The following is a 23642-nucleotide window of genomic DNA, read 5'->3' on the forward strand; positions in this document are numbered from 1 at the left end:
ATCTACGCCCGTCGGTGGGCGGTGGCTAGTACCTGCGACTGGAACGTTACTAGTAACCGGCCCGGAATATAGATGCGTGGTCCCCAGCCCCGGTATCAGGCCGCAGACTCCTCGGCCTCCGCGGTGCCCTCAGCGGCATCATGCTCGTCGTACATGGCGTAGGCCGCGGCGACGCTGTCGGTGTCCTGCGGCCAGGCGGCCAGCGTCTCGAAGTCGGCGCACTCGGTCAGGCTGCCGATGATCTTCACGGTGTGGTCAACGAGGGTGCGCCAGTCGCTGCGGACGTAGCGCCTGTCGCTGCCCACGGGCACATACTCGCGCGACGGGTACCTGCGACTGCCCTCCGCAGCGGTGAGGAAGAAGTTCAGGGCGGCGGCGTAGCACTGGGCCCCGCGCGCGTCGGAGACGCGCAGGTACAGGTGGTGGCGCTCCCCTTCGGTATCGGGACCGTGGGCCCAGATGACCTCGATGAAGTCGTAGCAGATGCGGATCCGTGGCGTGGTCTCCTCGAAGCCGGCAGCGTCGGGCACGGGGATGGTGGTTAACTTCGCGCACAGGCGCTCGGCGATCTTGTCGATGCGGTCCTGCGTTTCCCAGTAGGTGGCATTGAGTTCGCGGTCGGACTCCATGCCCGGCAGGTCGCGCGGCGAGATGTAGATGCTGCTGTACGGGTTGCGCTTGTCCGTGGTGAAGTTCTGCACGGTGTTCCTCCTTGGCCGGGCTGCGGCGAGCAGGGGTGCCCGCCGCTGGTTCGTGCTCCAGTGTGGCAGGTACTGACCACCCCGGCTTCTTGCCTAAGTGTCCCCGGAACCGGAGCGAAAAAGGTTCGACTGCCCTTCATGGGTCCTATCTGAATAGCGAATTGGCAGATTCGTAGCATGGTGAACTGCACTGACATAAAAGGTGCGAAAGAGTCTTGCCCACGTAGGGCATACTCTCTATAGTCAGTGCCATACAGCCGATACGGCACCACCCACCACCGAGAGGTACCCGATGACCACTCCGAAACGCGTCCGTGACGAACTCGACCAGATGATCCAGGAGATCGGACTGCTGGACTCGCTGGACGCCCTGCATGCCTTCCAGGAGCGCAGCGTCGAAGTCGCCGCCGACTCCAGCCTTCCCAGTACGAAGGTCCTCAATAGCCGCGCCCAGGTCTGGCCCACCATCGCCCGCCGCGGTATCGAGCACGTCGAATCGGACCGCGAGCGCGTCTACGGTGCTACCACCGATCCCATCCAGCAGCGCCAGGCCGACGCGGGGTACTGGCGGGCCGGCGAGGCCATCCGTGAGCAGTGCCTGCCACTGATCGTTTCCGAGGACGGCATCGTCGTGCGCGCTTGGTCGGTGAACGAGTGGAGCCAGAACGAGTACGGAAAGTGGGCTGCTGACCTCGGCCGCGCCCTAGACAACAGCGACCTGGAGGAGTTGCGTAGCCCGCTGCTCATCGGTGACGCGCTGCCCACCGCGGGGCAGACCGCATTCTGGCCGGTCTTCGTCGACATCGACGGCAACGTCTACCGCGCCCGGGAGCACGTCGGTTCCTGGTTGCCGACACGCAAGGTTTTCGACCTGGCATTCCCCTCGAACAAGGGTCGCGACGAATGATCGCGCCAATGCTGCGCCGCCGGCGACCGCAGCCTGCCGAAGGGTCGCAGAGTGCACACCCCCTGGTCGTCGATCGTCGCACCTGGGCGATGTTCTGCACGCACTACGGCGCTTGGATGGACCGGCCGGAGAGCGCGGCCGGCGAGCGCCACGAGCGGCGGATGCGCGTTGGCCTTCACCGGGTCTCCGCCGCCCTCCACGGCTGCCGGCGACCTGGGCCGGTCATTACCGTGCATCTTCGCGAGTCCACAGCAGCAGCGATCGTCGCCGCCGCGGACACCGCGCTCCCGACCGCCGGAGAGGCGGTGTTGTCCTACCGTGCAGCCGCACACGCCCTGGCCGACGATCTGGTCCGGCTGCACAGTCGCCCCGCGACGGCCTTCCCCACCGTCGCAGGTCGCTGAGGTCCGCGGGTTCACCAGGGGACGGACCTGTAACTACCGCTCCATGCGGCGAGTAGCCGGGTAGAGTGCGACACCACCGCACTGACCGCCCGTGCCGCGATCGAGGGCGTGCGCGACGCAGCCGGGGTGCGCGACGCAGCCGGGGTGCGCGGCGACACCGCCTGGTGGCTGAGCAGCAACGGGTTCTCCCCACTCCGGAGAACCTGCTGATGGCCTCCCGTAAGGCCGACCACCACTTCGATCTTCTCGTCGACGATGCCCCGCACGAGATCTCTGCGGCGCGTGAAGCCGGCTGCGCGGTGACCATGCGCGACCCGCCCTACAATCAGCACCCCACCGGTGACCGCGTGGGCGGGGTCGGCCCCCCCCCTGTTCGCCCGACTCCTCGCCTGAGTTCCGGAGTCGCCGTGTCGTTGATCGGCGACATGCGACGTTGTCGCTGCGCGGCGAGACCTGCGGGTTCCCCGTCACGTCCCCAGGTCTGGCGATTCCCGCGACAAGACACGGGCGAAGGGACACGCGCATCACTTGCCAGAATGGCAAGTATCCAGTGCACTGGAGTCATTGAGCGCGGCAACCGGCCGGCTCACCGCGCGCAAGGAGAACATCATGCATGACCGCACTGCCGACGACGCATTCATGGACATCCTCAACTCCAAGGCGTGCACCCAGGACCAGCGCGAGCACATCAGCATCGGCATGCGACTCGCCCAAGCAGCACCTGGGTTCTCCAAGGCCAGCATCGATAAGTTCTGCCTCTTCCTGGGCAGTTGCGATCACTCCGAGGAGGACATCGAGAAACTCCGCCGCGTTCTGACCGAGGCCGAGTCCTCCCGGTTCGCCAGGGTGGGCGCTGAGAATGCCGACCGCGACAGTGCGAGTGGTCAGGTTCACGAGGACTAGCGACCGACCTGACAACTATGTGCCACACTGAAGGTAGTACCCCTCCGGTGTCACGCCGACTGCGCGACACCGACAAGCGAAAAGGACCCCACCATGAGTGACCGCGAACCCATCCCCAGCGGCGTCTTCGACGACGTGGCGGGGGTTGTCGGCATGCTCAGTGCCGACCTCGATGCCCCACGGGCGGACGTGGACGTCGCCCTGGTCCAGGAGATGCGCCTGCGAATCGACAGCACCGGCACCTGCTCCACAGCAAGCCCGGCGGCGATGTACCTGACCGGCCTCGACGTGGTGCCGTTCTCGGCGCGCGTCGGTGACGCGCGGATCCAAGTCGCCTGGGGACCGCGGCTGGTGGAGCCCACGCTGCACCTGGCCGTTCTCACCGTCCAGTTCACCGCCGACGGCATGGTTGCCGAACTCCGGCACCGCAGCGTCGGATCGGCAACCGGCGACGACGGCGACTTCTTAGGGGCGGACCCTGTGTCGTGGTTCTCCGCAGCCGGCGACACCGACTTCGCGGGCTTCGCGATCAACTCGATCATCGCCGTGCTCGGAGGATCCGGTGACGACGTGGCCGCGCTCGTCCGCCGGGTAGACCGCCTCAACGATGCGGTGATCTCTGCCTGAGCCGACCACCGGCGACCACCTCTGTGTGTCTACTAAGACGCATAGGCATTGTTGGTGCGTCTTAGTAGACGTATTACGGTGGTAGGGTGGCGTCATGACCGCAACCTTCAAGCCCGCCCGTGAACGCCAGATCGACGCTGCTCTGTACGAGGTGGGTGAAGCGGTGGCTCAGCGCCGGCGGCTGGAGCGTCTCACCCAGGCCACGCTGGCCAAGCGGGCCCACGTCTCGCGCAGCACCATCACCCGCATCGAGTCCGGCGACCCTGGTGTGCGCGTCGGACTACTGGTCGCCGTGCTGCAGGCGCTCGGGATACGCGACGTACTCACCTCTGCCCTGTCGGTGCAGCAGGATCCACGTGCCACCGCCTCCGCCCTGGAGTCGCTGCCGAAACGGGGGAGGATCTGATGCCCAGCATCGAGGTCGTCGACGACCAGCTCGGCCGCGTTGTCGGGACACTGCAGATCTTCGACCGGGGCCGGAAGACCAACTACCGCTACGACCGCGTGGACCCCTCAGGGAACACCCTGCAGGGCGTGTCCGGCAACGACTTTCCCGACGAGTTGTCCGACATGACCCCCGACCGCTGGGGACGCACGTTGGTACAGCGCGAGGTGGGAAACGCCACCCCCGACGAGCACGTGTACCTGAAGTACATGGCCGACGAGACGCGTCCCGGCAGCCTTCGGTTCCGCGACGTCGACACCGGACGGTACTGGGGCGAGGATGCCGAGATTCCCCCACTGCTGCGCGCCCGCGACATCCTCGCGGAGGTCCAGGCCGTGGCTGGCGACCCGCAGCGTCGGGTAAGCGAGCTGATCCACATGGGTTCGTCCTCGATCGGCGGGGCGCGGCCGAAAGCGCATCTGCGCGACGGGGCCGGCAGGCTGTGGGTCGCCAAGTTCGGCGCCGGCGACGACCAGCCCCGGACCGAGGCACGACTGATGCAGCTCGCCGGCGAGCTGGGAATCGACGCGGCCGAGACCCGGTTCGAGCGCGTCGCCAACGCCGAGGTGGTCTTGTCCAGGCGCTTCGACCGCACCGACGACGGCGGGCGCCGGGGAATGCGCAGCATGCGTGCCGTGCTCACCGAGATGTCTTCGCCACCGGAGGCTGCGGACTGGACGGACCTGGCCATGGCCACGCCCGACGCCGAGGATGAGCTGTTTCGCCGCGCCGCGTTCGGAGTGCTGGTCAACAACACCGACGACCATGCCCGCAACCACTCCCAGCTTCGCGGCGCCGACGGCGTGTGGCGACTTTCCCCGGCCTACGACATCACTGCAGACCCCCACCCGAACACCGCTCACAAGATCAGTGTGTACGGCGCCTCCAGTCCCCAGGCCGCCGCGAGCAACCTCCACGCTCTTGCCGGCGAGCTCGGGGTGGACCCTGGCTACGCCCGCGGGTGGGTGGACACTGCGGCGGACACGCTGCAGCGCAACGGTCTGCTGGTGCACCCGCACCTGGCCGCCGCCTGCCTCGACGGGTTCCCGGCGTCGGTGTCGCCGCGGCCGGTGGTGGCGTGTGAGGTCTGTGGGCGGCCGCTGACCAGCCCGGAGTCCATCGCCCGAGGTGCCGGCCCGCGCTGTGCCGGGCGGCGGTAGCCGTACAACGTCACGTCCCCTCACCCCGATTCTGTTGTCCAGGGTCGGGTGTATACGCGTGCGCGAGCGGCTGCGGACGACCCGTAGAAAGGGACATCACAGTTACTAGCCAGGATGGTTGGTAGTGGTTCATACTGGTGTCAGACAGCAAGGGAGAGCAACCGGCTCACCCCACACCCCGAAAGGAACCAACACCATGCGTACCCCCAAGTTCACTGCCGAGGAACTCGCCGCCGCAGCCCCCGCTACCGTCGCCACCGCGAAGCGCTGGGTGAAGTCCGGTCGCATCCCCTCCCTGGAGGTCACCGAACTGCTGGGCTTCCTCGACGACCTGGCCGCCCGGGGCTACGGATTCGGCAACTACTCCCCGACCGTGATGGCCGAGCGTCTGCGCACCAACACCGCCGTTGGACGCCGCCTGTACCCGGCGGCCTAGCCTCCACCGCCCCGCACTGGCTGAGACAGCGCACTGCACCACCACTGAAAGGAACACGCTCACATGGCTGAGCCCCAGTCCCCCACTGACCACCTCCCCGTCGACGGCGACAGCGCCGACGGCAGCATCCGGATCACCGTCACCGAAGAGACCGTCTCCACGCTGCACCTGCACCCGGAGGCTTTCCCCGACGGCTACGACCTCGCAGAGGATCCAGATCTCCTGGTGGACGCAGCCGTGGCCGACGCCATCAGCTACAACCTGGGAGACATCAGCGTCATCGAACGCCACATCTGCGGACTCGACGACCTCGACAACGAGCACCAGGACCAGTAACACCCCCCCCTCCACGCGGCAGGCAACCGGCCCACCGCAACTTCCACTGAAAGGACCCTCATCATGAAGTACACCATTGAGATCGACGACAACGACCGCTTCGAGGGCGCCAGCGCCGAGACCCCTGGACCCTGAACCTGTACCGCGATGGATCCGGCGACCCCCCCCTGGAGTTCGCCGGGGCGCTATGCCTCATCGGCAGCAGCGTCGAAGACGTCATGTACACGGCTGCGAATGCCATCGCCAACAACCGCGCCGCCCTGGTCACTGTCGATCTGAGCATCGACAGCACCTATCCGCACGAGACGATCACCTCCACGGTGAACAGCGTCTCCGTCCCCTCTCCCGCCTCGATGACCGATGAGGATCTGGACGACTGGGCGTCGGACTTCCAGATGCCCTATACCGGAACTTCCCGCAGTGGCGAGGACGCCACCTACGAGGTTCGTATCGACGCGGCAGATGCGTACCAGGACACTCAGGTGGACTGCGCCTTCGAGTTCGGAATCTAGGCCCTGCCCTGCACCCGCAGCCGTGTCGATAGCCCCTCCAGGAGCTTCGGCACGGCTGCTCGGAAAGTCCGAAAGCCGTATCGGTCCCCACTCTCACCGGGGCGGTAGGCTCAGCCCCGAAAAGCTCGCCCGCATCAAGCGCGAGTCTCTCGCCGAGATCCGCCGGATCATTCTGGAAAAGTACCCCGATCTCGACCAGGACCGCGCCGAGCGCAAGCGAAAGAACAAGCGCACCGCAGCATAGAACCCCCCCCGGCCGACATAACCCCGGGCACCGCGTTGGTGTCCGGGGTTATGTCGGTCGGGCCAAAGCGCAGGGGCGTTCAACGAGGGAGAGGCACCATGGACGTAGAAGCGCCAGTCAGCTGTCCGCCGCCGAGGATCAGCGGGCGCGCTCCGAGAGCTTCCTGTGCGATACGCGGCGGAGACTCAGGAAAAGGGGCGACCTGCTCGGTAACGAGGTCGCTGCCAACGATCCGCTATTCGTCTACCCCGCTATCCTGGCGGGCTAGGTGCAGCCCCGGTCCCGGATGCGCCGATCCCGGCGACACAGGGGGACGTGACGTGTAGCGCACTTGCGTGGCTGCGCCGGGGGTGTGCTCTCCGGCCGTGTCCTCGGCGAAAGCCGCGCAGCGGCTGGAGGGCCCCGCAGCGGGGGCGCTCCGGGGTGACCGGCAGTAGCGGCGGCGTATCCGCATGTCCTCGCCGCTATCGCGCACACCGGAAACGGTGCCCTGGAGTACGGCGTCTCCCCAGGTCTCCCCGGCGGTGCCGCTGGGGCTAGTCCCGTCCCGACGGTGTCCCCCGCTCGACCGTCACGACTCGCATGGACAACGCGACTACTTGCCAGGATGGTTGGTAGACCGTACGATACGTGTATCCGCCACAGCTTCCCCACGAAAGGCGCCCATGAGCTCCCTGTCGCGCGTCGTCCCCGGTAACGGAATTTCCGCGCCCTCCAACTTCGACCGACCCCTCGACCAGCGCATGTGCTGGTCCTGCGAATGGGACTTCCACGACCACTTCCCCGCCGGCGGCGCGTCCGCCGTCCGGCCCCAGTCCATCGACCCGCACTGCCACATCCACGCCCCGCGCTGCCCGCGCTGCAACGGCGGGTTCGCCGCCGACTGTGACTGCACCGAAGCACAGGTGGAGGTGTTCCTGCGCCTGGAGAACGAGCGCGAGAACCGCGATGCCGAGATGATCGCCCGCCAGCGCGAGGAGCTCCGGGACCTCGGCTGGAGCGCAGCATGACCACCAACACCCGCACCGGCCACCTCCCGACCTGATCCGCGCTTCGGCGCGCACCCCGCCACAACACGTAAAGGAACAACCATGCTCTACGACGTCCCCAAGACCACCGAGGCTCTCCTGATCACCGGTGACATGATCGCCCGCAATCCCGACACCCCCGCCCGGTTGTCATCGGCGGCGGGGCCTGGTCGGTGCCGGTGCTGCACCGGGTCCAGCGCTTCCACATCGGCGCGAACACCGTGAACATCGCGGTGCGCGCCCAGTCGAAGCAGAACGTGGACGTGGGCGTCGGGGGTGCATATTCTACGAAACCGGATGGCCCGTACGGCAAGCGGGACTTTCAGAGCAAGCAATTACTCATGCTCTCGAGAACGTGTGCCCGCCAGGTAACGTGCAATCGCTATCAATATCAATGCAATCAGCCCAAAGCTCGCTGCCGTCAAAGGCAAAGCTCCGGCGCCGCCAGTTGTAAGCGCAATACCTCCAACAGCGGCCCCGATTGATACACCGAGATAGGTTCCCGACGTGTTCAGTGCTAGAGCCTGGGGTGCTACTGGCCCGGCCAACATGTACAAGCGAGCTTGGATGGCTGGCGAATTCCAGAACGCCAAACCGCCCCAGATTGCCACAACGCAGATAACTGCAGGAATCGGTGCCGGCCGCCCCATCCATAGAAGCCACAAGATGACCATCGTGACGATGATGCCGACGATTCCGACACTCAGGGTCCGGTCAGGTCCCCATCTGTCAGTCGCGATACCGCCCAACCAAATCCCGAGGATGCCAGCTATACCCGACAGGCTAAATGCCAATGCTCGTTCATCAACTCCAGCTGAGCTTGTGGCATCGAGGTAGGGGGCAAGGTAGGTCAACATCATCATGGACCCAGTCATCAGTGCACAATTCGCAAGCAAGCCGAACGAGATAGGTCCGGCACTTAGCGTCCGGAGCTGATCCCGAAGGAGCGGCACCTCCCGTTCGTGATCTTCACGCGGTAGCGTAGGCAAGAGTGCGAGAAGGACTATCATCCCTGCAACGGCCATGGTGGCAAAGCATGCACGCCATCCAAGATGTCCGCCGATCCACGTCCCAATCGGGACACCGGCAGCAATAGAACCGGTCACTCCCAGGGATACAATAGCGATGTAGCGGCCTGTCTTATCTGCAGGAGCCCGCTCTGCGGCGAAGGCGAACACGGCAGGAGTCATCCCAGCTGCAGCCACAGCGGCTACCACCCTCAACACCAGAAGGAGGGGGTATGACGGCACAATTGCAGCCAGACCATTTGCGATAATGAACAAGCATAGACCGACGGTAAATAATTGTCGCCGTGGAATTTTTGCCAGGACGACTGCAGCCAAAGGTGCCACTATGGCTACGGTCAGCGAAAATGCGGTAATGAGCTGTCCCGCATGGGATTCACTCACCCCCAGATCAGCGGCGAGTTCCGGTAGAATACCGGCGATGACATAGTCATCCGTATATAGCACGAATCCTGCGGCGAGCAGGGCGAAGAGCCATGCAGGCATCAGGTTACCTTTCTGTATTAAGAAGATGGCGTAACGCATCTCGTAGCGTCGAACGCAGTTGATATACTGTGAGGGCTCCATGAGGTGTGACGGTGTCAAGCGTCAGGCCACCAACAAGGGCCGAGACCTGCCGGGCTGCCGCGCTTGGGTTGGGCACTTCGAGGCAAGCTAGTGCCGCAGCAATAATGTCATGTAGATCGCTCGCCATCTGCGCAGCGGACGGTGCAAATACAGTCTGTGTTCTTGACGCACGTATGAGCTCAAGGACTACGATCGCCTCCATTCTCCGAGCCTCATCGACAGGGAGAACTTGTTCCAGAAGATCTTGCAAAGCAGTTAGTGCCTCTTCGCCGTCGAGGCCCCTCAACTGTTCGACCGGATGGTGCATGAGTCGCTGTCCCATCCGGTTTCCGGCTTCGTGAGCTGCAGCGGTCAGTAGGTCTTCATGGTCATCAAAAAAGTGCCGTACCGAACCTATATTGAGGTCCGCTTCAGCTGCTACCTTTCTTAGGGTAAGTCCTTCAAGGCCCTCTGCTACTATTAAACGAAATGCAGCATCGATGACATACTGGCGACGTTCCTCTGCGTCTATGCGTGCAGGCATGTGTTTTATCCTCGTTTCTTTTTGACAGATTCGTCCCATACAGGATGGTCGGTTTCGTACGTCTGTTCGTCCTTGGTGAATACCAGGAAGCGATCGAAATCTCGGGCAAACCAACGGTCGTGAGTCACGGCAAGAACTGTCCCGTCATAGGCTGCGAGCGCACGTTGAAGAGCCTCGGCTGACTCCAAGTCGAGATTGTCAGTCGGCTCGTCGAGAAGCAACATTGTCGCACCGCCAAGTTCGAGCAAAAGGATCTGGAAGCGAGCTTGTTGCCCCCCAGACAGGGAATCGAAGTTCTGCTCGGCGGAATGGGCGAGCTCGTAACGAGCTAGCACTCGGGACGACTCTTCTCGCGGCATTCCACGTCGGTGCTCGTCACCGCGATGCAGTATCGAGAGCAGACTACGGCCGCGAAGGTCGGGGCGTCCATGTGTTTGAGCGAACCAACCCGGACGGACTCGGGCGCCTAGACGCGCGGTACCGTCGTGCGTCACTGGATCAATCTGCATCTCGGCTACAGGTTCGTGTTCAGGGGTGGGGTCATCGCCGCCGGCTGCGAGCAGACGAAGGAAGTGTGACTTTCCAGATCCGTTCTCGCCGAGAACGGCAACGCGGTCACCGTACCAAGCTTGGAAGTCGAAGGGTCGGACGAGTCCGGTGAGTTCGAGTCGCTCACAAGTCAGAGCCTTCTTGCCAGTCCTGCCTCCATGTAGACGTATCGCAAGTTCTTGATCTCGCGGTTGCGCCTCAGGCGGACCAGCCTGTTCGAACCTGGCTAACCGAGTCTGCGCCGCCCTGTACCGGGAGGTCATATCTGAGTTATAGGCCGCCTTCTGCTTATACATCTGAACAAGCGAACGTAACTTTGCGTGCTCGTCATCCCATCGGCGCCGCAGTTCGTCCAGCCTTTCAAACCGCTGCGTGCGTGCATTCTGATATCCGCTGAAGCCACCAGAGTGAGCCCATGCGGTATTACCTGCACTGCCCAGCTCGAGAGTGACGATACTCGTGGCGGTGTTTGCGAGAAGTTCGCGATCATGGCTTATATAGAGCACGCTCTTATTACATTCAACCAGCCGGTTTTCAAGCCAGCGTTTGCCTGGGACGTCGAGAAAGTTGTCTGGTTCATCGAGAAGAAGAATATCATCGGGGCCACGAAGGAGCGCGTTAAGTATGAGGCGCTTCTGTTCGCCGCCCGATAACGTCGTCACCCGACGGTCCCGACATTTCTCGAATGGCAATCCGAGGGAATCTGTGGCGCACACATCCCAAAGAACCTCTAGATCGTAACCGCCTTTCTCGCCCCAATCGGCCAGAGCGGATGCATACTCCATCTGCTGGTCAGTATCGCCAGTAGCGGCAACCGCTGCTTCGGCAAGACGCAATTCAGCAGCGGCTTCCTGCAAGGGCGGAGGAGCCACAGATAGTAGCAAGTCTTGGACTGTCCCGGTATCTACGAACTGGCGCATCACTCCAATCGACCCATGGCGAGAGACTGTCCCTGCCTCGGGACTGAGCTCGCCGGTGATGATGCGTAACAATGTCGTTTTTCCTGCCCCATTCGCTCCAATCACCGCTACCCTCTCCCGAGGTCCGACACGGAACGAGACGTCGCGGAGGAGGGGCCGGCCGTCGGCCAGCGTGTAGCTCACCGACTGTGCTTCGAGGTAGCTCATGGGCGAGCATTGTATCACGGGTGTGACATACAACGGAAGGGACTGCTGCACGGATAGGTGACATCAAGTAGTCACGCTGCGGACGCGGCCGTGACGCTCATCATCGTCTCGTATTCCACCGGCGTCAACTGTCCCAGGCGTACCTGCCGACGCCGGCGGTGACAAGTTCGCTCAATCCACGTGACAATCGCGATGCGCAACGACTCGCGGGTGTCCCAGGCCCGTCGGTCCAACACGTCTTTCTGCAGCAGGGCGAAGAACGGCTCCATGGCCGCATTGTCACCACACGAGGCAACCCTGCCCATCGACCCGACCATCCTGTGAGTATCCAGGACATCCAGGAATTTCCTGCTGCGGAACGGACCACCGCGATCGGAGTGCGCCACACACCCTGCCACCGCGCCGGCACCACCAAGGCCACTGCTGCGGATGGCCACAGCATTGTTCAGGGCACGCACCGCCAGCTCATCACGCATGTGCGAGTCGATCGCGTAGCCGACGATCCGCCCGGCGAAGACGTTCGTGACCGCGCGACAGTAGATCTTGCCTTCCCCGGTGGGGTGCTCTGTGATGTCGGTGAGTCGCAACCGGTTAGCGGTGTCGGCGGCGAACACGTGCCGAGTTCTGCCGTGCTCATCGACGACCCTGCAGCGATCGTCATGCACAGCAGGACCAGGCTTCTTGCCGCTGCTGGCTCGCTTTGCGCCGAACACACTGAACCAACTGTTGGCCGAGGCAATCCGCCAGGCAGTGCGATTCGACATCTCTTCGCCGACCTCGCGGGCCTGGTCGGCCAGCAGGCGGTACCCGAACTCCGGATCATTGCTATGCGCGTCGAACAGGGCGTTGGCCCGGTAGGCCTCGGTGAGCTCAGCGTCGGTGACCGGGGCATCGACCCACCGGTAGTAGCCCTGGCGGGCAAGATGAAGTACCCGACACGTCACCGTGACGGGGATCCCTGTCACGGCAAGGTCGTGGACGAGCGGGTACATCATTTTTTCGGCAGGTTCGCCTGCGACAAATACGCCGTGGCCTGGCGCAGCACCTCGACCTCTTGCTCGAGTAGCCGGTTGCGCTTGCGCAGCTCACGGACCTGCTCAGCGTCAGCACGTGTCTGCCCGGGTGTGGTTGCCTCGTCGATGTCGGCGCGGCGCATCCACTTCTGCAGCGTCATCGGGTGCACCCCGAAATCAGTGGCGATTCTGGCGATCGGGACACCGGGTTGCCGGCCCCGGGCGACGCGGACAACGTCGTCACGGAACTCCTGGGGATAGGGCTTGGTCATGTTGATCATCCTTCCAGACCCGCCCCGCAGGGCAAGTCAGATTAGATGTCACCTAACCGTGCATCAAACCCGTCCCTGCGACGGCCGAGCGATCCGCAATCCGGGCAGGTGTCGTCCACGACGACGGGTACGGCGTTGATGATGGTCACCGCGCCGGCATCGGCGGCGTTGGTGATGCTCAACCCAAGTTCCGCGGTACGGCAGATGGTGTCGGCGATCAGATTGCCAGTAGGCTGCACGTCAAGGTCCTGGGGTTGGTGAGGGCGGTCATGGTGAGGTGTCAGAGCTTCTCATCATGCACCCTGTTGCCCCAGGACCCCTACATGTTGTGCCACCACACGGCGCTACCCTTCAGCAGCCACGCACTCTAAATCGCGAAGAGCCCGTAAATCTACTTCAGAAACGCAACACCCGGAGTATGCAGTATACATAAATTAATACATTTGATGTTCCTAGCCGGTACCACCGCCAACAATTAATGCGTATCCAAGTATTCCGAGTGGTATCGACCCGATAGCCATTGGAGTAATGACAGAACTCAGGATCAGCAGCGATCTAATGCGCTTCCGAAGTGCAATCGCCATTATGATTTGAACTGAAACCAGTAGAAAAAATAAAGAAAAGTTGTCGAAAAAAGCAAAAGTTCGATCACTGAAGGAGGTAGCATATGGTTTTCTGTATAGGGCGGGAATAACTTCTAACCATACCCAATACAGGTAACTGGGGCGGAAAATGCAAAGCGATAGCGTCGATACACACAGTAATGTGCACAGAATTGCAGTGAGTATATCTTTGAGGGGCGAGACTTCATTATTCTCTTCCTGAAATGACATTACTATCTCCGGCAATTATATATGGTTTGGCCACTCCATACTCTGCGGCCGCTGCCATCATGTTGGAAGCACCCTGGGCGAGTCCCGTTTCTGCGCCGGGCTTGTAGTCGTATACATCTAGGAGGTGTCCGGTCTGTTGCCATTCAATTCTTGGTTCACCACCTGCTTCTGTCGGCTCGGATACCCGTACAGTAGTTGTCGTGGTGAACTGATAGTGGCCTAGGGTGTGAACATGGTCACCTTGCGACCCTGCCGCTGTCCGCCATGGTCCGGCATATGTATACTTTACTGGCTTGCCAGTCTTTTCGTATTCGGCCTTCGCGTTTCTTATCGCGACCTCGCGATCTTGTTTCGCAATAACTCCAGGCGCAACAGAATTGTCATTGTAATTGTTCGTTTCATCGGTCATCCATGAGTCAACTACTGACGGTTCCAGAAAATATGTTTCTCCCGTGTTCTCAAAGTAGTGATCCAGGGCCTTGTTCGCTTGAGGCTCGCCTAAGCGATTGAAGTTTGCCGAGATTGCCCGCCTAGACGCCAACACGTTGACGGTTCCATTCCCCTGCGGGTCCTCCTTTGTGTTATATGGAGATTCTTCCAATCCGAGATCGGGGTCCGCTGGAAGAAGTCCGGTATCGTATGATCTAAACTCTAGATTCTCTGTTTCGATATTCTCTATTCCGTCATTCGGAAGATTATTGATAACACTCTTTTTCTTAGCAATGTTGGTGTTTTGTTTGTCGGGGTCGGCCAGGATCGGCAGTACGCTCGTGCGGTCCGGATCGACGACCTGCACCAACTCCCCGGTCTCGTTGTCGACCTCGTAGTAGGTCTCCACCGGTCGGCCGAGCGCGTCATAAGCCCACGGGGCTTTGACATGCTCGACGACGTTACCGTCGGCGTCGAGGACGTCGACACTGCCGTCGGGGTTCTTCACCATCTGCCCACCGGCGGGCACGTCCATGTCGAAACGGTGCTCGCGTGGGGAGTTCACACCCTCCAACAGGATCAAGGATTGTTCACGCCCGTTGCCCCAGTTGATGTCGCCGCGGTGGGCGCCGTCACGGCGACGCCGGTCAGCCAGGATCGCCCCGGCGGCACCGGCGAGTGCTCCACCGGCACCCAACGGGCCGACCGGTAGACCACTGTCATCGTCGCCGTCGCCACTGCTTGCCTCGTCAGCGGTGGAGGCGGTGTCGTCAACTCCCGGGGCTGGTACCGCAGCGGACGTCGATGTGGCACTGGAGGTGTCGTCTGTGTCATTACGGCCGGTACCGTCGGCACGGCCGTCGTTGCTGTTGGTCGGGTCGGTGAGTTGTCGTCCTTCCAGGCCGTCCTGGCGGGTCACACTGGTGGCCCCGGTGGCGGTGTCGGCGGTCAGAATCTCGCCGGTGGCGGTGCCATTGTCGGTGATTACCGCTGGGCCGTCGGGAGTGTCGACGACGCGGACGTCACGGGTGTTGCCGTTGTCGTCGGTGACGGTGGTGTTCCAGGGGATGACCTGGGGCACGTTTGACCGGGCGGTGTCGCCGGCCGAGGGACGGGTGGTGTCGGTGGGTTCACCGGTGCCCATACGCTCGGCCAGCCCGGTGCGTGGTTCGCCGAGGCCGCCTAAGTCCATGTCCTGTTGGTATTCGCTGTCGGGTCGGTCGAAGCCTTCGTACTGGTGGGTGCGCTCGGGAGCTGGTTGAGACCCGCCGTTACCACCGCCGGGTGGCGGGGTCGGGGTGGGGATCTCGCGGCAGACGAACGGTGGCCACTCGTTGCCGGTGGGCTGTTGTCCGGGGTGGGCGGCTCGCCAGGCGGTGTCCATCGCGGTGTTGTATTCGGCGGTCTGGCGTTGGCAGCGTTCGGCCGGGGTTTCCGCCGCGGCACTGCCGGTGGTGGCCAGGAGAAGTGGGGTGGACAGGAGTCCGGCGGCGGCGAGGCTCGCGGCGTAGCGGCGCAGCCGGCCTTGACGGGTCTGAGGGGGTGTCGTGGTCACGGTGAGGTTTCCTTTATCCGGGGCTACCGCTGTGAGCCCGAACCAGCGGTGGCTTTACGCCACAGGGTCAGGAACCCGGAGACCATCAGCCCGCCGCCGATGATCATCACGATGATGTAGACAAACATCACCGGCACGTAGCCGTAGTCGCTGATCGGGTCGGCGATGTGCTCGGAGAACGTCAACGCGGCCAGCACGACCAGCACGCCGATGATCAGTTTCGATACCGGGATCCACATCGGTTCGGTCACGGTGTCGTCTTTTCGGCCTGTCTGGTCGGTGTCGGGAGTGCTGGCGGTGACCGGCAGGGACGCTGGCGTTGCCGTAGCTGATGCGGTGTCGGTGGGCTGGGTGGTGGTGCTCATGGGTGAATCACGGATCCTTCAGTGAGCTCTGTGGTGTCGGTGCGGGACCGACTCGTGGGTGGTTCTGGCGGGGTCGAACCGGGTGGTACCGGTTTGAGTAGCAGTGTGCGGGGCTGGTGGTGTGGGGCTGGGGGTTCTAGCGGATGCGGGTGGCGGTGCCGTGGACACTCACCGCATCAACAGAGGTCGGTGACGTCGTCGACACCGTGACATAGGAGCGCACACTCACCGGTCCGGCACAGCCGTTGACCTGAAGATGAGCCCCGGTGAACCCACCCGAGGCGCGCTTGTACTCGGGGTCGATGGGCATGGATACCAGATCCACATCAGTGACCCCACCCGGGTCCAGGTGGGCCGACACGGTCGGGGCGGCCTCCAGTTTGCCGTCGAGACCGACCTCACCGCGGGCGGTGGCATCAGCACCAGCGGACACCCCGGTGATGTTGGGCAGCTCGACCTGCACGCTGGGCCCGCCTTCCACCCCGGCGGTGGCATTGGGTGCGATACCTGCGGTGCCGGCGAGTTCGACGTCCACCCCGCCGGAGATGTCGACCCCGCAGCCGATCTGGTAGCCGGTGGTGAACATCGCCCCTGTCAGCTCGGGGGCACCGGCACCGTCGATCCAGACGTTGCCGGTGAGGGTGCCGAAGGCCTCGCCGGTGGTGGTCGAGGCGTCCAGGGGTGGGGCGATGTTGACGGATTCGTCTGATTTGGCCGCGTGCAGGACCCATCCGTCGGCGGTGGTGCGGGAGACCTGGCGGTCCGGCAGGTCGGTCGGCCCACCGGTGACCGGTGCTGGCCACGGCAGGGTGGGAGCGGCTGCGGCCGGGGCGATCGCGGTCAGGCCGAGGGTGGCGGTTACAGCGACGCTGAGCGCTGCAACAGAGAGTTTCGGGATCTTTGAGGCTGTCGACAGTCCCGTGCCCCGGGAGTGTTGGTGGGTGGTTGTGTCTGTGGTTGTCTTCGTGGTCGTCATGGCAGGTAAATGTAGTGCGCGCTCTGCAGGTGTGTTGGGTGAATGATTGTCACAGTTTGGTCTCATCACTGCAGGCCGGGGGTGTTCTCCGGTCACGGTCAGGTCACAGTCAACCCGGCGTGTCAGCCTGGGCAGGCCGGTGGCGATCCTGATGGTTGATGTGTCAACCAGGCGGGCATGGTGCGGTGTCTGTTCGGTGCCTGTGCAGTGTCCGTGCGGTGTCCGTGCAGGCTGTGGGTGTGATGGGTACTGTGGGTGCTATGGGTGGCTGTCGAGAAGTCGACGGTCATCGTGGGTGGGGCGACTCGCAGGCCAGAGGGACCTGCTGCCGCGTTGGCGATGGTCACGGTCGGGTCACGATCACCCCCGTCGTGGCGTGCGGTGCTGGTACGTCGATGTGCCGATGTGTTTGTCCACGTAACTCCTTTCGGGGGTGAACACCCGGCGGGGTAGTGAGCTTGGGTGCTGCCGCGGACACGAAGGTGCCGGCAGGTCCCGGTAACGCTGTGCGCTCAGTGCCCGATAGGCAGGCAGAGGTTGACAACCTACGTCAGTAACAACCGGTGAAACCTGACCAGGTCTCACCTGCGGATGTCGCGCTGACCCCGCGACCGGTCCATACAGAGCCCAGAGGGCTAGAGGAGCACAACGGGTCTGATGCATGATCTGAGACAGGTCGGTTACGCTGCCGTGATGGCAGGTGTTTTCATCATCGTCTCGTACTCCACCGGGGTCAACCGTCCCAGCCGCACCTGCCGTCGCCGGCGGTGATACGTACGCTCAATCCAGGTGACGATCGCCACCCGCAACGACTCCCGGGTGTCCCAGACCCGCCGGTCCAGCACGTTTTTCTGCAGCAGGGCGAAGAACGGCTCCATGGCCGCATTGTCACCACACGAGGCAACCCGGCCCATCGAGCCGACCATCCGGTAGGTGTCGAGGGCCGCCAGGTATTTCCTGCTGCGGAACTGGCAACCCCGGTCGGAGTGCACCACGCAGCCGGCAACCTCACCGCGCCCGCCGGCGATGGCACCACCGCGGATGGCCACCGCATTGTCCAGGGCCCGGACAGCCAGTTCATCGCGCATGTGCGAGTCAATGGCATAGCCGACGATCCACCCGGCGAAGACGTCCTTGACCGCACAGCAGTATAGTTTGCCTTCCCCGGTGGGGTGCTCGGTGATGTCGGTCAACCACAACCGGTTCGCCGCCGAGGCACTGAACCGGTGGCGGGTACGCCCGTCGGCGTCGGTGATGGTGCACAGATCATCGTGCACCGCCGGGCCCGGCTTCTTGCCGTTCCTGCCCCTCTTTTTCCCGAACACCGACCACCAGCGGTTGGCTGAGGTGGGTCAAGTCCCTTGTAGTGGTGTAACGCTTTGATCCTTTGTTTGAGGTTCTCAGGCGCTGAGTTCAAGTCCGGTACCCGTGTCGGTACTCACCTCCGCCCCCGTGCTCTCGATGGACGTGAGTCGGCACCGCGCGAGGACCTCAAGCCCGAGGTAGCGTCGCCCCTCGGCCCACTCATCGGTCTGCTCGGCCAACACGGCCCCCACCAGCCGCACGATCGCAGCACGGTTCGGGAAGATCCCCACACTATCGGTGCGCCTGCGGATCTCCCGATTGAGGCGCTCGGCGGGATTGTTCGACCAGATCTGGGACCACACGTCCTTCGGGAATGTCGCAAACGCCAGAATGTCGACCCGGGCCGCGTCGAGGTGGTCATGAACGTTGGGCAGCTTCTCACCCACGTAATCCAAGAGCCGGTCGAACTGCGCTTCTACCGCGGCCGCGTCGGGCTGGTCGTAGACGCTGTGGAGCATCGCTTTGACCGCTGGCCACATGCTCTTCGGGCAGATGCCCATGAGGTTGGCCGCGTAGTGCGTCCTGCACCGCTGCCAGACTGCGCCGGGCAGGTTCGCTGCGATCGCATCCTTCAGACCGGCGTGGGCATCGCTGGTGACCAGGCGCACCCCGCCCAGGCCGCGGGCTGTGAGGTCGGCGAAGAACTCATTCCACGCCGTGCCGGTCTCACTGGTGGCCACACGCAGGCCGAGGACCTCCCGGTGGCCATCACCGTTGACCCCGGTCGCCACGAGCGCGACGGCGTTGACCACGCGCCCACCCTCGCGGACTTTCATCGTCAACGCGTCCGCGGCGACGAAGGTGAACGGACCAGCCTGATCGAGGGGCCGGTGGCGGAAGGCCTCGACCTGCTCGTCGAGATCAGCGGCCATGCGTGAGACTTGGGACTTCGACAGGGCGTTGATGCCCAGCGTCTTCACCAGCTTGTCCATGCGGCGGGTGGAGACGCCTGCGAGGTAGCAGTCGGCGACGACGGTGATCAAGGCGGACTCGGCGCGTTTGCGCCGTTCGAGGAGCCATTCGGGGAAGTAGGTCCCAGAACGCAGCTTCGGCACGGCCACATCGATTGTGCCGACCCGGGTGTCGAGTTCGCGGTGGCGGTAGCCGTTACGGCGCGTGGTCCGGTCCGGGGAAGGCTTGCCCCACTCGGCTCCTGCCACTGCGTCGGCGTCGGCGGAGAGCAGGGTGTTGATGATGGTCTGGAGCAGGGTGCGCATCATGTCTGGAGACGCTTCGGACAGGGCTTCACCGAGGAGGGGGTGAGGGTCGATAATGTGAGGAGCGGTCATCGTTGTGACTCCGTTCGAGGATTCTGTGGAAGGTTGACTCGAAGGACCACACGGTGGCCGCGCCCGTATCCGCGGGCGGGCCGCCGTGCGTTACACCACTCAAGGGGGCTCGACTGATCTCCGACCTCCTTCAGACATACCTCGACCAAGACCAACTGCATGCGATCACTCTCGGTGAGGACGTCCTCTGGTTCGATGTGGGAACGCCCGATCGTCTACTCGACGCCTCAGCAGCACGACGGGAGGCCGTCAACCAGAACGCATCATCTTCGCGCTGATAGCAACAGAACATCGGCCGAAGGGCTCACCGCTCATGCCTGGCTACACAGCAGGGCTTCGAGAAAACGATTACATACGTTTACCGTTCCCGTCGCGACTGGGGCTGCCGCACGGACTTGTAAGAACCAACTGCGACGCCCTTGTCGAGAATTCCCAGACACTTTTCTAGGCCATCGGCGACGCCTTCGGCCAGCTGACTGTCGGCGGGGCGTTTTCATTTGCCACGGATATCGGGGACGTGACGGTACGGGCAGAATCCCCAGCGCTGCGATATGAAGCTAGCCTATTAGATGTACTACTAACCGCATTGCGAGGTAGCCACTGACCACCACCCGCTACGTACATGCCACACATAGGAGTTTTTCACATCGGCTCACTGTCTTCCCTCGGTTGTGAGAGCTCCTTCGAGGTCATCGGCCTCGTCACTGAGGTTCTGTAACTGATCACCCTGAGTGTCTAGCGGCACCCCCCCCCCGCAGCCCCGGGCGACGCGGGGGTTTCGTGTGTCCGGGTCCGTGCGGGTAGCTACAGCGTTAGGGCGTTGCAGCGACAGCGCTGTAGGGCTACGACGTCCGTTTGTACCCGCCCCTGTCCGCCGATCCGACCCACCGGGCGACCCCACCGGGTTTCGTCACAGTGACATTAGAAGGCCCTCAACTGCACAGATGTAGGTTTCTAGACTAGTAACCAGGGTGGCTCTGTGCAGGGGTCTACGGTAGACCCCTGCGCGGGCGGACCGTGGCCGGGTACATCGAGGTCAGGGTTGTTGCGTTGCGTTCGGGCGGAATCGGGCTGCCCGGAGGTGCCCGGTGCACAGTGCCCGCCAAAGGTGGCGGCGGCGGCGGTGGCGGCGGCGGTGGTGATCCCCGGGCGCCGGGCCCGGGGGTCCGGCCACGCGGTCTCGGCGCCACCGGCAGTCTGGGACTGAGGGAAGTCGCACTTCGTCGGCGGCAGATGTTGGTAAATTTATCGAATCTTTCGATACGGGGTAAAGTTACCGTCTCGCCCGACACATGGTAAAGTTACCGCCATGCGAAAGCCCATCGACTCCCCCTTCAGTCCCGGTTCCGACGCCGTCCCCCAAATCTGGGCCGGGCGGGCTAAGCAGCTGAGCGACTGGCGCGACATCGTGAGGCCCCGCCGGCACTCCGGTGTCTACGAGCGGGGCCGAACAATCCTCGGTGAAGCCGGGCTGGGAAAATCTTCGCTGGTCGGCCTCATTGCGCGCCAGGCTGCCGAAGCTGGCGACTGGGTCACCCCCCAGCTTCGAATCCCGGTAGGAAGTGACCCGATGAAGAAGGTGGCCAGCGCACTCCTCGACCTCGCTGCTACTGCTGGGTTGTCCACTCGCCGAGACCGGAGGATCGCCGAACTTCTCGCACGGGTCGAGACGGTCGCTGCGGCTGGAGTATCGCTGACACTGAGGGGCTCCGCCGGTGCCGGAACAGAGCCCTACACCGCACTCACCGACCTACTCGTTGAGGTAGGACGCGCCGCGATAGACGCCCAAGCCGTTGTCGTTATCCGCATCGACGAGGTGCAGAACATTGATAACCCCGCAGCGCTTTCGCAGATACTGACCGCGCTCGGTGACGCCTTGGCGTACGAGATTACGGTGGGCGCCCCCGGTGACCGACAGTTCACCCGCGTTCTCCCTCTCGCCGTGTACCTAACCGGGCTGCCGGAGTTCACCGAAATGGCCACGGCCCGGCAGGGTGCGACCTTCGCCCGACGCTTCCAGACGGACGTCCTGCGACCCGTCACCGACGCAGACCTTTCCGCCGCGCTGCAGGTGTTCCTCAGTGACGGGTGGCCGGTTATGCGTGACGCCGGTGGTTTGACCCCGGTGTACATGGAGCCCGGTGCACGCGACACCATCGTCGAACTGTCCTGTGGGGAGCCATTTCTGTTCCAGCTTGCTGGAGCGCAGGGTTGGTACGCCAACGCCACCGACACGATAACTCGCCGTGACGTGCTGGAAGGATGGTCCCGGATTACTGGTGAAGCGGAGGCGCACGTCCTGAGCATCCTTGACCGCCTACCCACCCGCGAACGTGAGTTCGTCGAGGCGATGGCTGCGCTCGAACCAGGAGACCGTACGATGACCCGAATAGCTTCCGATGCCGGGTTTACTGCTGCTCAGGGAGCCGGCACCACCACCCGCCGCCTGGATACAACCCGCGGAATCATCGACAGAGGGAAGCCGTACACCTTCCGACATCGGGCCATTGAGGCGTACTTGACCTCGACCTGGCCGCGCCTGTATTTGTGACAGCGACTCGGCGAGCTGCAAAACACGCGCGATATCTATCTCCGGAGGACTCTGGCTACGCGGCGATATCAGGTACAGCAAGCCCGGCGCCCAGCGACTCCGCAGCGGCCGCCGCCATCTCCATCTGCCCGGGCAGCCAGTGCGCGTACACCCGCGAGGTTGTCGCCGTGGTCTCGTGCCCCAGCAGCGCCGAGACCATCGGCAGCGGAACGTGGTCAGCCAGCATCGCCGAGGCGTAGTAGTGCCGGAAGCCGTGAAAACTCACCTTCTCCGAGATCCCCGCCGATCGCCGGGTACGGGCCACCTGCGCGCCGATGATGCGGGAAGACACTCCGAAGCCTTCCGCGCCCGCAATCGCCCACCCGGTCCCGGCAGCGGCCAGCTCGGCGGCCAGGGACGCAGGAACCGGAACCGTGCGATTCGACGCCACCGATTTGAGCTCCAACGGCTCCCCGCGGCGATGGGTGCATTGACGCGAGACCATGATCTGGCAATTCGCCACGTCCACGTCCGTGCCCCGCAGCCCGGCAACCTCGCCGGCGCGCAACCCCGTGGTCACCGCCACCCGGATCGCCAGACTCAGCCACGCCGGGGCGTGCCGGAGGAACAGTTCGATGTGCCGCTCGGCGGGAACCTCGCGCGCGGTCACTCGGCGCAGCCCCTTTGAGCGCACCCGGACCCGGGTCACCGGATTGCGCTCCAGCACGCCGTCCTCGACGTATCCCAGCAGGATCCCGCGCAACTGCGAGACCCGCTTGGACGCCGTGGTGGCCGCCAGGGGCCGCCCGTCGCGCCACGGTCTGCCGGCGGTGAGTTGCTGGGCCCACTCCTGCACGGCTGCCTGCGTCAACTCCCCCACCGCCACATCGTGCAACTCGCCCAGGTCCGCCAGCAGCCGATTGCGGTTGTCGCGGGTGGACTGCCGTGGCCCACATGCGGCCCACTGAGCCACTGTCTCACCGAGCGTAATGTTGCCGGCGTCCTCGGGCCCCGCCTCGGCGCCGGTAACGCCGTGGGTGATGATCTCGGCCTGGCGGGCGACCGCGAGGTCTCTACGCGGAAAGCTCTCGGAGCGCTCGACTCCCTCGGCGTCCGGGTAGCGAACCACCCACCGCACGCTGCCCGTCTTGGGTTGCCCGTTCGCCGGCCGCCGCTGCACCATGTCTGGCCCTACCCGTTCTATCCGCTGTTGTTCGCTGGGTGAACGCCGTGGGATCAAAAGGCTGTGGCGGCCGGTTAGGTGTTCTAGGTTAGACGGTATGTCGCAGCGGCGGTGTTACATGCAGGAAGCTCCCGGTCACACGGGCGAGTGTGAAACCGGGAGCTTCGAGCGTCTATGTGCCAAACTAGACTGTGGCGGAACGGCACCGGGACCCGCGTCAAAACCGGATAGAGTTTCAAGGGTGATCGCGTCACCCGATCAGCGGTGATACTAAACTAACACCGGCACCTCCGTGCACGCAACAGATGTTCACGAAGAATTGCCTACCAAACCACCGC

The 23642-nt window shown here is 63.7% G+C and carries 21 protein-coding genes and 2 pseudogenes; 11 read left to right on the forward strand and 12 right to left on the reverse strand.

Going from position 1 to position 23642, the window contains the following annotated elements:
- Nucleotides 1–95 precede the first annotated feature (95 nt).
- The gene (locus ACT3UN_RS14745; protein WP_444657436.1) at nucleotides 96–701 is read right to left on the reverse strand and encodes a hypothetical protein; all 606 of its coding nucleotides are present in this window, start codon (nucleotides 699–701) and stop codon (nucleotides 96–98) included.
- 292 nt (nucleotides 702–993) lie between these two features.
- On the opposite strand from ACT3UN_RS14745, the gene ACT3UN_RS14750 reads away from it, so the two are divergent.
- From ACT3UN_RS14750 to ACT3UN_RS14795, 10 genes are all read left to right on the forward strand, one after another.
- Entirely contained in the window at nucleotides 994–1608 is a 615-nt protein-coding gene (locus ACT3UN_RS14750) for a hypothetical protein (RefSeq protein WP_444657437.1), read from the forward strand.
- A gap of 230 nt (nucleotides 1609–1838) precedes the next feature.
- On the forward strand, nucleotides 1839–2012 hold the full coding sequence (locus ACT3UN_RS14755) for a hypothetical protein (RefSeq protein WP_444657438.1): 174 nt from the start codon (nucleotides 1839–1841) through the stop codon (nucleotides 2010–2012).
- Nucleotides 2013–2621: 609 nt separating this feature from the next.
- The gene (locus tag ACT3UN_RS14760) at nucleotides 2622–2915 is read left to right on the forward strand and encodes a hypothetical protein (protein WP_444657439.1); all 294 of its coding nucleotides are present in this window, start codon (nucleotides 2622–2624) and stop codon (nucleotides 2913–2915) included.
- A 93-nt stretch (nucleotides 2916–3008) separates the two neighbouring features.
- A complete protein-coding gene (locus ACT3UN_RS14765) occupies nucleotides 3009–3542 on the forward strand; it encodes a hypothetical protein (RefSeq protein ID WP_444657440.1) in 534 nt (177 codons plus the stop codon).
- 94 nt (nucleotides 3543–3636) lie between these two features.
- Complete coding sequence (locus tag ACT3UN_RS14770) at nucleotides 3637–3948, forward strand: helix-turn-helix transcriptional regulator (protein ID WP_444657441.1); 312 nt, start codon at nucleotides 3637–3639, stop codon at nucleotides 3946–3948.
- Nucleotides 3948–5147 carry a HipA domain-containing protein gene (locus ACT3UN_RS14775; protein ID WP_444657442.1) on the forward strand — a complete coding sequence of 400 codons (1200 nt, stop codon included), beginning with the start codon at nucleotides 3948–3950 and terminating at the stop codon, nucleotides 5145–5147. The genes ACT3UN_RS14770 and ACT3UN_RS14775 overlap by 1 nt, the downstream gene beginning before the upstream one ends.
- Nucleotides 5148–5343: 196 nt before the next feature.
- Nucleotides 5344–5583 carry a hypothetical protein gene (locus ACT3UN_RS14780; protein ID WP_444657443.1) on the forward strand — a complete coding sequence of 80 codons (240 nt, stop codon included), beginning with the start codon at nucleotides 5344–5346 and terminating at the stop codon, nucleotides 5581–5583.
- Nucleotides 5584–5646: 63 nt separating this feature from the next.
- Nucleotides 5647–5919 carry a hypothetical protein gene (locus tag ACT3UN_RS14785; protein WP_444657444.1) on the forward strand — a complete coding sequence of 91 codons (273 nt, stop codon included), beginning with the start codon at nucleotides 5647–5649 and terminating at the stop codon, nucleotides 5917–5919.
- 218 nt (nucleotides 5920–6137) lie between these two features.
- Complete coding sequence (locus ACT3UN_RS14790; protein WP_444657445.1) at nucleotides 6138–6431, forward strand: hypothetical protein; 294 nt, start codon at nucleotides 6138–6140, stop codon at nucleotides 6429–6431.
- Between the two features lie 909 nt (nucleotides 6432–7340).
- The gene (locus ACT3UN_RS14795) at nucleotides 7341–7685 is read left to right on the forward strand and encodes a hypothetical protein (RefSeq protein WP_444657446.1); all 345 of its coding nucleotides are present in this window, start codon (nucleotides 7341–7343) and stop codon (nucleotides 7683–7685) included.
- 353 nt (nucleotides 7686–8038) lie between these two features.
- Here the strand turns inward: ACT3UN_RS14795 and ACT3UN_RS14800 are convergent, their stop codons facing one another.
- The 10 genes and pseudogenes from ACT3UN_RS14800 to ACT3UN_RS14845 all read right to left on the reverse strand — a co-directional run bounded on the left by ACT3UN_RS14800 (nucleotide 8039) and on the right by ACT3UN_RS14845 (nucleotide 19591).
- The gene (locus ACT3UN_RS14800; protein ID WP_444657447.1) at nucleotides 8039–9295 is read right to left on the reverse strand and encodes an MFS transporter; all 1257 of its coding nucleotides are present in this window, start codon (nucleotides 9293–9295) and stop codon (nucleotides 8039–8041) included.
- Complete coding sequence (locus tag ACT3UN_RS14805; protein ID WP_444657448.1) at nucleotides 9219–9818, reverse strand: TetR/AcrR family transcriptional regulator; 600 nt, start codon at nucleotides 9816–9818, stop codon at nucleotides 9219–9221. The genes ACT3UN_RS14800 and ACT3UN_RS14805 overlap by 77 nt, the downstream gene beginning before the upstream one ends.
- A gap of 5 nt (nucleotides 9819–9823) precedes the next feature.
- Entirely contained in the window at nucleotides 9824–11494 is a 1671-nt protein-coding gene (locus ACT3UN_RS14810; protein WP_444657449.1) for an ABC-F family ATP-binding cassette domain-containing protein, read from the reverse strand.
- Nucleotides 11495–11565: 71 nt separating this feature from the next.
- Nucleotides 11566–12779 (reverse strand): IS3 family transposase gene (locus ACT3UN_RS14815; protein ID WP_444657450.1). Its coding sequence is split into 2 segments (ribosomal slippage): nucleotides 11566–12492 and nucleotides 12495–12779, totalling 1212 coding nucleotides; the frame shifts between segments, so codons are not numbered across the junction.
- 44 nt (nucleotides 12780–12823) lie between these two features.
- Nucleotides 12824–13018 (reverse strand): annotated as a pseudogene (locus ACT3UN_RS14820) (ISL3 family transposase); the annotation flags it as partial.
- Nucleotides 13019–13589: 571 nt separating this feature from the next.
- The gene (locus ACT3UN_RS14825) at nucleotides 13590–15596 is read right to left on the reverse strand and encodes a hypothetical protein (RefSeq protein WP_444657451.1); all 2007 of its coding nucleotides are present in this window, start codon (nucleotides 15594–15596) and stop codon (nucleotides 13590–13592) included.
- A 23-nt stretch (nucleotides 15597–15619) separates the two neighbouring features.
- Entirely contained in the window at nucleotides 15620–15961 is a 342-nt protein-coding gene (locus ACT3UN_RS14830; protein WP_444657452.1) for a hypothetical protein, read from the reverse strand.
- A 136-nt stretch (nucleotides 15962–16097) separates the two neighbouring features.
- On the reverse strand, nucleotides 16098–16937 hold the full coding sequence (locus ACT3UN_RS14835; RefSeq protein ID WP_444657453.1) for an MspA family porin: 840 nt from the start codon (nucleotides 16935–16937) through the stop codon (nucleotides 16098–16100).
- A gap of 680 nt (nucleotides 16938–17617) precedes the next feature.
- Nucleotides 17618–18268 (reverse strand): annotated as a pseudogene (locus ACT3UN_RS14840) (IS3 family transposase); the annotation flags it as partial.
- Between the two features lie 69 nt (nucleotides 18269–18337).
- Nucleotides 18338–19591 (reverse strand): IS256 family transposase, encoded by a 1254-nt coding sequence (locus tag ACT3UN_RS14845; RefSeq protein WP_304034349.1) that lies wholly within the window; start codon nucleotides 19589–19591, stop codon nucleotides 18338–18340.
- Between the two features lie 1309 nt (nucleotides 19592–20900).
- Between ACT3UN_RS14845 and ACT3UN_RS14850 the strand changes: the two genes are divergently transcribed.
- Nucleotides 20901–22142 carry an ATP-binding protein gene (locus tag ACT3UN_RS14850; protein WP_444657454.1) on the forward strand — a complete coding sequence of 414 codons (1242 nt, stop codon included), beginning with the start codon at nucleotides 20901–20903 and terminating at the stop codon, nucleotides 22140–22142.
- A gap of 55 nt (nucleotides 22143–22197) precedes the next feature.
- Here ACT3UN_RS14850 and ACT3UN_RS14855 read toward each other — a convergent pair whose 3' ends face one another.
- Nucleotides 22198–23250 carry a tyrosine-type recombinase/integrase gene (locus ACT3UN_RS14855; RefSeq protein ID WP_444657455.1) on the reverse strand — a complete coding sequence of 351 codons (1053 nt, stop codon included), beginning with the start codon at nucleotides 23248–23250 and terminating at the stop codon, nucleotides 22198–22200.
- Between the last annotated feature and the right edge of the window lie 392 nt (nucleotides 23251–23642).

The organism is Corynebacterium sp. AOP12-C2-36 (assembly GCF_052379185.1).
GTDB lineage: Bacteria > Actinomycetota > Actinomycetes > Mycobacteriales > Mycobacteriaceae > Corynebacterium.

Bases quoted from the DNA above. Each gene is read 5' to 3' on its own strand.
- ACT3UN_RS14750 (WP_444657437.1), top strand. From the start codon at position 994: ATGACCACTCCGAAACGCGTCCGTGACGAACTCGACCAGATGATCCAG.
- ACT3UN_RS14760 (WP_444657439.1), top strand. From the start codon at position 2,622: ATGCATGACCGCACTGCCGACGACGCATTCATGGACATCCTCAACTCC.
- ACT3UN_RS14765 (WP_444657440.1), top strand. From the start codon at position 3,009: ATGAGTGACCGCGAACCCATCCCCAGCGGCGTCTTCGACGACGTGGCG.
- ACT3UN_RS14770 (WP_444657441.1), top strand. From the start codon at position 3,637: ATGACCGCAACCTTCAAGCCCGCCCGTGAACGCCAGATCGACGCTGCT.
- ACT3UN_RS14775 (WP_444657442.1), top strand. From the start codon at position 3,948: ATGCCCAGCATCGAGGTCGTCGACGACCAGCTCGGCCGCGTTGTCGGG.
- ACT3UN_RS14780 (WP_444657443.1), top strand. From the start codon at position 5,344: ATGCGTACCCCCAAGTTCACTGCCGAGGAACTCGCCGCCGCAGCCCCC.
- ACT3UN_RS14785 (WP_444657444.1), top strand. From the start codon at position 5,647: ATGGCTGAGCCCCAGTCCCCCACTGACCACCTCCCCGTCGACGGCGAC.
- ACT3UN_RS14790 (WP_444657445.1), top strand. From the start codon at position 6,138: ATGTACACGGCTGCGAATGCCATCGCCAACAACCGCGCCGCCCTGGTC.
- ACT3UN_RS14795 (WP_444657446.1), top strand. From the start codon at position 7,341: ATGAGCTCCCTGTCGCGCGTCGTCCCCGGTAACGGAATTTCCGCGCCC.
- ACT3UN_RS14800 (WP_444657447.1), bottom strand. From the start codon at position 9,295: ATGGAGCCCTCACAGTATATCAACTGCGTTCGACGCTACGAGATGCGT.
- ACT3UN_RS14805 (WP_444657448.1), bottom strand. From the start codon at position 9,818: ATGCCTGCACGCATAGACGCAGAGGAACGTCGCCAGTATGTCATCGAT.
- ACT3UN_RS14810 (WP_444657449.1), bottom strand. From the start codon at position 11,494: ATGAGCTACCTCGAAGCACAGTCGGTGAGCTACACGCTGGCCGACGGC.
- ACT3UN_RS14830 (WP_444657452.1), bottom strand. From the start codon at position 15,961: ATGAGCACCACCACCCAGCCCACCGACACCGCATCAGCTACGGCAACG.
- ACT3UN_RS14835 (WP_444657453.1), bottom strand. From the start codon at position 16,937: ATGACGACCACGAAGACAACCACAGACACAACCACCCACCAACACTCC.
- ACT3UN_RS14845 (WP_304034349.1), bottom strand. From the start codon at position 19,591: ATGACCGCTCCTCACATTATCGACCCTCACCCCCTCCTCGGTGAAGCC.
- ACT3UN_RS14850 (WP_444657454.1), top strand. From the start codon at position 20,901: ATGCGAAAGCCCATCGACTCCCCCTTCAGTCCCGGTTCCGACGCCGTC.